The organism is Thermogemmatispora sp. (assembly GCF_019683755.1).
In the GTDB taxonomy this organism is placed as follows: domain Bacteria; phylum Chloroflexota; class Ktedonobacteria; order Ktedonobacterales; family Ktedonobacteraceae; genus Thermogemmatispora.
On record NZ_JADGHT010000164.1, the window covers coordinates 1 to 9920 of the forward strand.

Here is a 9920-nt window from a genome sequence, read left to right on the forward strand (position 1 = left end):
ATCTATTACTAGAAAGAGCCTTTTATCACAGGAGAGAGCACGTGGAATACAGGCCTAGACGGAGCCTGTTTATCCCTGAAGTAAGATGATTCTGAAAACGTTGTTGGCTGCTTTGCCATCACCGCCACTGGCTATCTATGCCGGCGGCGCTCTCAGTGAGACGGCTGCCATAGAGCAGCTCGCTGTCACTCAGCTCGCCTACGATTCCCGCCGCGTTGAGCCGGGTACGCTTTTCTTTGCCGTGCCTGGCACGCATACCGATGGGCGTCGCTTCTTGGCTGAAGCCGCCGCACATGGCGCCGTGGCCGCCCTCGGTGAGTCGCTGGAGGGCTTCGCAGTCTCACCTCTTCCTTTGCCCTATATCGAGGTGGCCGATGTGCGTAGCGCTCTCGCCGACCTGGCTGCCGCTTTCTACGGTTATCCGGCTCGCCAGCTTTGGACCATCGGCGTCACCGGCACCGATGGTAAAACAACCACCTGTAATCTTATCTGTACAATTCTGGAGGCCGCTGGCATCGCTACAGGGCTGATGACGACCGCCAATTTTAAAATGAAGGGGACAGAGTGGGAGAATACAACGCGCCAGAGTACCCTGGAGGCTCTGGAGATTCAAGCCCTTCTCCGGCGGATGCTCGACGCCGGCGTGTCTCACGTGGTGATTGAGGCGACCTCTCACGGCCTGGAACTGGCACGCGTGCGCGGTTGCGAGTTTGATGTAGGTGTGGTGACTAATATTACTTCCGAGCATCTGGATTTCCACGGCACTGTTGAAAATTATCGCCGCGCCAAGGCGCGCCTCTTCGAGATGCTGGACCCCGAGCGCCGGAAGGCGCTGCCAACCCGAGCAGCGGCAGTGTTGAACCGCGATGACAGCAGCTTTGCTTTTTTGCTGCCCTTCTGCCGCGCGCCGGTGCTGGACTACGGGATCGATACCCCTGCTACTTTCCAGGCCACAGAGCTGACTTTGGGAGCCGCTGGCACCCGCTTCGCCGTCCGCTTTCCGCATGAGTCCCAGCCCGTGTCGATGACGACTCGCTTGGTGGGCCGCTTTAATGTGAGTAATTGCCTGGCCGCCATCGCCACTACCTACCATCTGGGCCTGACTCCCTCAGAGATCGCTCAGGGATTGGCTCAGGCTCGCGGTGTAAGCGGACGTATGGAGCATGTGGTCGCCGGTCAGCCCTTCTCGGTGATCGTGGACTACGCCCATACTCCCGATAGTCTGCAGAAGGTGCTGGCAACGCTGCGCCCTCTAACCCCTGGCCGCTTGCTGGTGGTCTTCGGGTCCGCCGGCGAACGCGATGTGCAAAAACGCCCGGCAATGGGCGCGGTGGCTGCTCAGATGGCGGATTTCTTCGTTATTACTGATGAAGATCCTCGGGAAGAAGATCGCCAGAAAATCCTGCAGGAGATTGCTGCAGGCGCAAAAGCTGCAGGAAAGCTCGAGGGCCGTGATTTTCTCTGCATCGCGGATCGCCGTACCGCAATTGCCACGGCCCTGGCCATCGCCCGCCCTGGCGATACAGTCTTGCTGGCCGGCAAAGGCCATGAGCAGAGCATTATCGTTGGCCGCGAAAAGCTACCTTGGAATGAACGACAGGTGGCCCGCGAAGAGCTGCAACGGCTCGGCTATGTCGACAATACCTTAAGTTCCTAGCTGCTGCTCACACCTTTCAGCTACGGAGTGCATTTGTGCTGTTTATCAATGCGATAGCTTTTCTGATGCTGAATGTTCTTTGCTTTCTGCTTCTCTTGCCAAGCTGGAGAGAGCCAATTACTGCGGAAAAATTATGCGGGTGGAGAGAGATCAGCAGGAGCTCACCTGAGCCAGGGCTAGTCAGCACGGTGTCCGGGCCTCTTTTCGCCCCGGGGGAGTAAAACCTATGGGACTACCAGCCATTCCTGATGCCTATCTGGTGCCGGTCATCTTAATTCTGACCTTCGTGGTCTCGGCACTGCTTAGCCTGATTTTCTGCGGTATTGCCCGATTGCTCTTTCCGAAATTCCGCAGCGGCGAGCATAAGCCTGGCCATCACCGCGCCGATCTGCGCTCGGATCTACCCGCTAGCGGACGCGAGATTAAGACCATCGAGCTGCCTTTAGTAGGCGGACCATCGTTCACGCTGGCGATGATGATCACCGGTCTGGCCGCTGGCTATCTGTTGTTCCACACTCGCGAGCAGTGGACGCTGCTGCTGATCGGCCTGGGGGCTACCTTCGGCTTTATGCTGATTGGTCTGGTCGATGACTGGCACAAGGTCTATAGCAATGAGGGGTTGTCGGAACGCGCCAAGTTCAGTAGCTTATTTATCTTATCGGTAGCTGCAGGAGCCTGCTATTTCTTCTTGACGCCGAAAGGTCCTGAGTCCTACAGCCCATATATCGGACTGCCGATTATCGGCCATCTGATCTGTCCGAACGCCAGTCCCGAGATGAGTGCTTGCCCTTTGCACCCGGGCGAGCTGGCTTACTATGCCTGGCTGGTCTTCCTGGTGTTGATGACAGGCATAACCGGAAGTGTGACATCACTGGCTGTAGATTTCAGCGATGGCCTGGATGGACTGGCGGGCGGCCTGGTCTTTAGCGCCGCGCTGGCCTTTGGCATCGTGACCACTGGTATCATCGACCGCCCAGAGGGCCAGGTGGTCGAGGTGCTTTCTCTGCTCTGCGCTGGGAGTACGCTCGGCTACCTCCCCTGGAACTGGCCTTCGGCCTGGGCCGCGCGCGGACGGCGCAGTAGCGCTAAACGTCTGGCTCAGATCTATATGGGCGATAGCGGGGCGCTGGCCTTGGGTGGTTTGCTGGCGATGATCGCGATCTTCGACCGCCAGGAGACCCTGCTTTTCCTGGTGGGCGCTGCCTTTGTACTGGAAGGCCTTTCGGCTCTTTCCGCGCGTGTGATTACGCGCTTTTATCGGCGACAGCTACAAATGCTGCGCTTCGCAAGTACCCGCGAGTTTATTCCCCATACAGAGTTTCCCCGACCTTTCCTGGCAACGCCCTTGCACCATCATTTCGATCTGCTGGGTTGGGACCGACGCCGCCTGGTCTATGGAGCCTGGGCCTTGGGTGCCTGTTTCGCGGTGCTCGGGGTTATGGTGGGTCTGGCGCCTGAAACCTGGCAGCGCTATCTAGGCCGCATCTTGGTCTTGCTGCTGGCCTGGATCGTCTGGTCTAGCGGCTCCTGGACACGGCGCTATTTTGTGGGGAAGCATCCCCCCGAGCGCTCGCGGCGCCGACGCCTGGCTCTCTACTATGGCTTTCCCTATCGCATCATGGGGATTCCTCTCTACCATCTGGTAGAGGTGATTGAGGCTAGCGAGGATGTGATTGAGACTCCGGCTGAGGAGCTGGCACTCTGGCAGCGGATGACCATTTTTGATGCCCGGGCCATGCTTGGTCTCTACTGCTATCGCGCCGGTTATTATCCCGCAGCGCTAGCACAATGGACCAGAATCCCGGCCGGCAATCGCGCCTTGCGCCCCGCGATTGCACGCCTGCTTGAGGAACTGGATAGCCGTTTGGCACTGGAGAAGCAGGAGACACAGCCGATTAAGCGGGAGGATCTGCTGAGACAGCAGGAGCCACCGCTGATTACAGGGAATCTCGGCCCGGCAGATGTGCCGAATCCCCATGAGCCGGTGAGTGGCACAGCGACAGAGGCTGTTCAGGAGTCCTGGCCTCGCCCGCCGAGCAGGTCCGTCGAAGAGGCAGTTGAGCGCCAGCCCGCTTCGGGCAGTGAGCGCCTTTCGCCGGAGTCACTGTCGCGTGAAAATCGTTTGGAAGCCGCACATAATGGTCACAGCGCGCTGGATGCTCGCCGCCTGACAGCAGCGACAGGCTTGGAAGGGCGCGCACCTGCTTCGAGGGAGCATGGCCCAACTAGCGAGTCGGCTCGCTCGCGCTCGCTCTTGAACTGGCTGCAGCGCTTGCTCCATCGCGGCACAGGCTCTAGCCACCCTTCCCAGCAGCACCTCTAGTTAGACCGCCACTGGTTGGCTCTCCTGTCGAGCTTGTGACTGGTCGGCAGGATGAGCCAGGCGCTGGCGAAGGCCCGGAGGGAAGCTTTCGATCACTAGATCAGACCCGCCTCCTTGGCTCAGGAAGCCTCTGAGGCCGGGTCTGGCTTTCCATCTGCGATGATGAGGGGCGCCCCGCCCGGCAGTGACTCTGTCTGCTCTGTCAGGTCGGTCTGTTCAGTAAGCAGGCTCTCAAGTCGCTGTTGGAGGGCACGCCGGGCAGGATGCTCCAGGCGCTGGTCAGTGAGCAAGGCCTTAGTCCAATGTTGCTGCGCATTGCTAAGCTGACCCAAGGCCCGGGCCAGTTCACCCAATCCCTGGTGGACAGCGCTGATTTCCAGTGGTGCTCCCAGCTCGGTTGCCAGCTCCAGCGCCTGTTCATAGTAGGCCCGAGCCTCGCTGAAAGCCCTGAGTAGGCGCGCCGTATCTCCCAAGCCTCGCAGAGCTTGCACTGTCAAGGGACGCGCTTCTTGCTCCTGAGCCAGGGAAAGCGCTTGCTCAAAATATTCACCAGCTTCGTGAAGAGCGCCCTCGGCCAGCGCCAGCGCGCCTAAGGCAGTGAGCACCTGGGCCTGATCAGCGCGGTTGCCCAGGCCCGTGAAAATGGTCAGGGCTTTCTCATAGAAGCTGCGAGCACTCCCCCAATCGCCCAGGGCACGCCGTACCCCTCCTCTGATGCAGAGCGCCAGTCCTTCCCCCGGACGCATGCCTTGCTCTTGGAAGATCTCCAGTGCCAGGGCACTGGCCTGATCGGCGTCATCAAGATGTGCCTTTTCCAGCGAGAGCAATGCTTGCTGAGCAAGGGCCCAGGCGCTACCGATACGTAGCCCTAGTGAGGCAAAGAGGCGTTGAGACTCCTGACAAGCAGCCTGCGCCTCGCTGTAGTTGGCCAGTGCCAGCCAGTTCCGGCAGCACTGGAGCAAGGCCCAAGCACATCCCTCCTGGTCATCAGTGGCTCGCAGCTCGGCCAGCGCCGAGCGGCAGCAGGCGAGAGCTTCCCGATAGCGACCGGCGCGCCGCGAGATTTCGCCTTGAACCAGCAAGGCCCAGGCTGTACCTTTGCGGTTGCCCTCGTGCTCGAAGCCCGCCAGGGCCTGAGCAGCATAGTCGGCAGCCTGGCTAAGGTTGCCTTCGTCACACGCCAGCATAGCCAGCTCGTAGAAGGTCCAGGCAGCCTCTGCTTGCTGATGCTGCTCCTGATGCAATTGTAGGCTACGCTTCAGGCAGGCTACGGCCTCGGTATAGTTACCGAGCTGGCGCAGAATGGCCCCTAGACAGCACTGAATCTGTCCTTCACCCGTCTTATCTTCAATGCGCACAGCATAGGAGCCGGCACGGCGCAGAATAGCCAGCAACTGGGACGCGTAGCCCCGCCCACATAAGGCCCAGGAGGCACGCACCGCGGTGCGAACCGCTTCTTCTAGCTCCCCGGCTCCGACAAGGTGCTCAAAGGCCGCAAACCATTCCTCGGGGCTAAGATGAGGCAACCCCAAGTAATAGGAGGCGACGACGCGATGCACCCGCCGCCGTTCTTCAGCCGGCAGATAGGAGAGGGCAAAGTTGCGCACCTGTGGGTGAATGCTGTAGACCCTTCCATCGAAGCCCATAAATGAAGCCTGGACCAGCTCGTCACGAGCTGCGCGCCAGTTGGCGGCTAGCTCCTCAGGAACGAGCGCGCCAGCGCTTTGCAGTCTGCCAGCAGTGCACTCGTTGTCCTTCGACACCTCGGCTGACACGGTCGGACCCATCAACGAGAGTGGGAGCGGCGGCTTTTCAGCACTGTGGGGAGCAATGAGCATAACGATCTGATTGGTACTGAAGGGGAGACGAAAAGCGGAGAGATAGGAGAGTAGGAGGCGCGCCGCCGGCGAGAGACGCAGATAGGCTACCTCCAGGGCCGCCCAGATTCCAGCTAGCGGCGTTTCACGCAGCTCATCGCGAATCTCTTCGAGCGAGCGTGTGGCAGCCTCGGGCGTAAAGACCTTGCCTCCAATAGAGCGGGCCGCCCCGAAGATCAATTCCGCTCCCAGTGGATAGCCATCCAGCAGCACGCAGATCTCGCGCAGAATCTCTTGCTGAACCGGATCATCGAGATGAATGCGCTTGTCAAGGCCGCTCTGAGCCGCTAGCACGCTAAAGAGCCTCAGCAGATCCTCGTCGGTCATCTTACCAAGCGGATACTCATACCAACGCCAGGCCGCCCCTTCCTGCAGACCGAGCGTGGCCGGATGCGAGCGTGAGGTTAGCAGAACGACCACGCGCTCAGGCAGCTCCCCAAGGAAACGGAGCCATAGTTTCGATTCGGTCTGATCGGTCACCTCCTCAAAGCCATCGATGAGCAACAAGCAGGGAAGCTCGCGATCACTACGAGCATGCAGGGCATTGAGCAGATAGCGCGCACGCTGACGCAAGTCCGGTATTATCAGTAAGCGACTGGCCAGGCCGGGAAAAGCCTGTGCCATCTCGACAATCGCCTCCGCGAAGGTCTTGCCTCCCTGCAGCGAGATCCCAATCACGCCTCCGCTGCCTGGGAACTTATCGCGATTACGCCGTGCCACCTCGAAAGCCAGGGCGCTTTTGCCGATACCGACTGGACCAGTCAGGACGATCTGACGCAGACGCGAACGCGGTTGTTGCCCGCGTAGGTTGGGGAGTTCTTCTTTAGCCTGGGCCGCCGCCGTAATGAGCTGTGTCAGCTCACTAAGCTCACGCTCACGGCCAACAAAGCAGGTGGGAACGGGAAAGTTCGCCAAGAAGAGATCTCGCTCCTCTGCCTCTTCCTCCTGGACTAGCAGAGGGACCGGCTCCTCACAGCCAGGGCTAGCATGCCGATAGAGGACCGGGATGAACCAGCCACTGTGATGCGGGGAAAGCAAGGCATGGCGCGCCCGCGAGAGGGCTTCCTCAAGGGTACGCCCGCGGGCCAGGGCCTCGTAGAAATGGTAGATAAAGACTGGACTGAGGTTGTCCTGCAGTGAGAAGGGCATAGCCACAACCGCCGGGATCTGGGCCGTGACAAGAGCAGTGGCTAGCGAGTTGTCAAGGGCTACCTGCCGCTGACGGGAGCGCTCGCGTTCCAGGCGCGCCGTCTCGCAGGCTGCCAACACTACCAGGCGGACATCACTGGTGACCAACAGCTCACGGAGAGAGTGGGTATCAATGTAGCAGTGCTTCCCTTGCTCGTCACAGAAACAGAGATAAGTCTGGGCACTCACGCGGGCCAGCGAAGTACCACAGACTCGACAACGCTTCTGATCAGGTTCGTTGAAAGCCCCGCACTCTTCCCGCGGGCAGACACGCCCATAGTCACCGTGGCCGTCAAAATGGACGACATAACAGGGGATCTGCACTTCGCTATCGTCGAGAATACCAGCACCTCCATAGGCGTTCAGATAACGTACAAGTTCACTGAAGGTGCATGGCTCCAGTCGATCGAGGATCAATTGGCCATTCTCGATCAGAAGTGCAAGGCTGCGGCGCAGAGCATCATAGCTACGCTCGGTCTCCAGCGGCTCACAGTCCACAGGCGTCGCTCCAATGTAGAGGACGCGCAGCGGGGGATGTACAGGCAACTCGCAGCCCCCTGGCCCATCAGGGCGCAGCAGAATACGGGTCAGCGTAAAGACGCCAGTGGCTACCAGGAAATATTCACCGTTGTGCAATAGCTCCCAAGGATAGGGAATGAACTCATCGCAACCAGGCGTAAAGCTGAGCGTGAGCGCTACCGTGCCACGCCGACGCAAGGTCCGCTGAATCACACTATGCAGCAGACCGCCTACGGATTCACTCTGCTCATGCGCCCCATTGAGGCCAGCGCCAGCCCGCCCGGAAGCTCCGGGGTGCTTCCCACAGAGGGCTGCAAAGAGTCGCTCGCCGATCTCACGCTGCCCCTGTCCATCAATCTCTTGACGATCAAGGCGCTTGAGCAGCGCGGTAAGGGAACGCGGGGTAAACGGGGGAATGAAGTCGCCGCTGACACTCTTCCCGGACCAGCTATCCCGGACCTCCACGGCAAAGCCGCCCTCAGCGCGGGTGCGAAAGAGGATATTTAGTGTCTCACCCATTTGTGCGGTCACTCTTCTCTTCCATAATGGCAGCGCGCTTTGCTACGCGGGTTTTCTAGTAGAAAGACTTCAGCGATTGTGAAAGTTCTCAGCTTCAGTCTTACAGTATAGCACAGAAAGCCAGGCAGTAGGAGCGAAATTGATCAGACCGGAGACCCCTGCAGCAGATGCAACCAACCCAGGGGCAAGGTCTAGATTGCCGGGCAGCGAGTTCCCTCCCTCTTGGGGCTGATGTTCTGGCAGCCCCCGATTAGGGATGGACTGGGCGTCGCCTGGCCCCATTGCCATCTCACCGCGGCCTGACTGCCCCACCTCAAAGCGCGGCGCCGGTGACAAGGAGCAAGATAGCCCAGAGCGGCCGATCCCCCTGCCACCGGCTGCCTGAAGATGCCCCGAGGAGAGCGCTTTCCCTCTACTCACCCCAGAGAAGTTCCACCTTACCAAAGCGCACCACGTCGCCCACCTGGACACCCGCCTCCTCTAGAGCACGCGTCACCCCCATCTTCTCCAGGGTGACCTGCAAACGGTTCATGCTCTCTCTGCTGTCGAGGCGCGTCATACTAACAACTCGCTCGACACGCTTGCCACGCACGACAAAGACGCCATCCTCTTTACTAATGGTAAAGGCATCCTCGGGCACCGGGCGCAGAACAGGGCCTTGCTCCGGCAGCCCGGTAGCCACGGTCTCTTGTTGCTCCTGGCGTTTAATCTCTTCCAGACGGCGAGCCACGGCCTGCATGAGCTCGGTGGTTCCTTGATGGGCTGCCGCTGAGATGGCAAAGGCTGGATAGCCAGCCTCTTCAAGTCGTTCCTTGAGGGCCGGCCAGCGCTCGCGAGCCTGGGGCAGGTCCATTTTGTTGAGGACGACGATCTGTGGACGGCGCGCGAGCTGGCGGTCATAGCTCTCTAGTTCGCGGTTAATGGCCTGGAAATTCTCCCAGGGATCGTTCTCAGAGGCTCCGTCCAGGAGATGGATCAGCAGGCGCGTCCGCTGAATATGGCGCAGGAATTCGAGACCCAGGCCTGCCCCCTGGGCGGCCCCTTCTATCAGCCCAGGAATATCTGCCAGTACAAAACTGAGCAGGTCAGGGCTGCCGGCCTGGCCTAGTTGCACTACCCCCAGATTCGGCGTCAAGGTCGTAAAGGGATAGTCGGCGATCTTGGGCCGAGCCGCTGTTACGACCGATAGCAGGGTCGATTTCCCAGCGTTCGGGTAGCCAACCAGCCCTACATCGGCAATGAGCCGCAGCTCCAACAGGAGCCAGCGCTCTTCACCCGGCTCGCCGTTCTGGGCCTCACGCGGCGCTTGATTCGTCGGCGTGGCGAAATGCACATTGCCCAGGCCACCGCGTCCGCCACGCGCGACCATCACGCGTTGACCATTCTCTACCAGATCAGCGAGCAGCTCCCCCGTCTCAGCATCCTTGACCAGGGTGCCACAGGGCACAATCAGCTCTATATCTTCACCGCTGGCCCCGTGCATGCGTTGCCGCCTGCCCGGCTGCCCGTTGCCAGCCTTGAAATGCTGATGGTAGCGATATTCAATGAGGGTATTGACCGCCGCGCTGGCTCGTAGATATACGCTACCTCCTCGCCCGCCATCTCCCCCATCTGGTCCACCACGCGGCACATATTTTTCACGGCGAAAATGGATTGCCCCGTTCCCCCCATCTCCAGCTTTAACAAAGATCTTGACCTGATCGTAAAACATAGATGCAATCCTGCAACAATAAAGGCAAAGTCTGGCTTGTCTCAGCACTGGATTATAACGCGATGTTATACTATAGCACAAAGGAGATCGCAGGGAAAGAGGGAGCGCTTAGCCAGCACCGCCAAA

Annotated in this window: 4 protein-coding genes; 2 read left to right on the forward strand and 2 right to left on the reverse strand. The window is 59.8% G+C overall.

Annotated elements, in window-relative coordinates:
* Positions 1–85 precede the first annotated feature (85 nt).
* Positions 86–1657 carry a UDP-N-acetylmuramoyl-L-alanyl-D-glutamate--2,6-diaminopimelate ligase gene (locus tag IRZ24_RS11735; protein ID WP_297164303.1) on the forward strand — a complete coding sequence of 524 codons (1572 nt, stop codon included), beginning with the start codon at positions 86–88 and terminating at the stop codon, positions 1655–1657.
* A 226-nt stretch (positions 1658–1883) separates the two neighbouring features.
* Positions 1884–3980 carry a hypothetical protein gene (locus IRZ24_RS11740; protein ID WP_297164306.1) on the forward strand — a complete coding sequence of 699 codons (2097 nt, stop codon included), beginning with the start codon at positions 1884–1886 and terminating at the stop codon, positions 3978–3980.
* Positions 3981–4099: 119 nt separating this feature from the next.
* Here IRZ24_RS11740 and IRZ24_RS11745 read toward each other — a convergent pair whose 3' ends face one another.
* Positions 4100–8083, reverse strand: coding sequence for a tetratricopeptide repeat protein (locus IRZ24_RS11745; RefSeq protein WP_297164309.1), 3984 nt, complete (start codon positions 8081–8083; stop codon positions 4100–4102).
* 412 nt (positions 8084–8495) lie between these two features.
* Positions 8496–9794 carry a GTPase ObgE gene (gene obgE, locus IRZ24_RS11750; RefSeq protein ID WP_297164312.1) on the reverse strand — a complete coding sequence of 433 codons (1299 nt, stop codon included), beginning with the start codon at positions 9792–9794 and terminating at the stop codon, positions 8496–8498.
* Positions 9795–9920: the final 126 nt, after the last annotated feature.

Bases quoted from the DNA above. Each gene is read 5' to 3' on its own strand.
- IRZ24_RS11735 (WP_297164303.1), top strand. From the start codon at position 86: ATGATTCTGAAAACGTTGTTGGCTGCTTTGCCATCACCGCCACTGGCT.
- obgE (WP_297164312.1), bottom strand. From the start codon at position 9,794: ATGTTTTACGATCAGGTCAAGATCTTTGTTAAAGCTGGAGATGGGGGG.
- IRZ24_RS11740 (WP_297164306.1), top strand. From the start codon at position 1,884: ATGGGACTACCAGCCATTCCTGATGCCTATCTGGTGCCGGTCATCTTA.
- IRZ24_RS11745 (WP_297164309.1), bottom strand. From the start codon at position 8,083: ATGGGTGAGACACTAAATATCCTCTTTCGCACCCGCGCTGAGGGCGGC.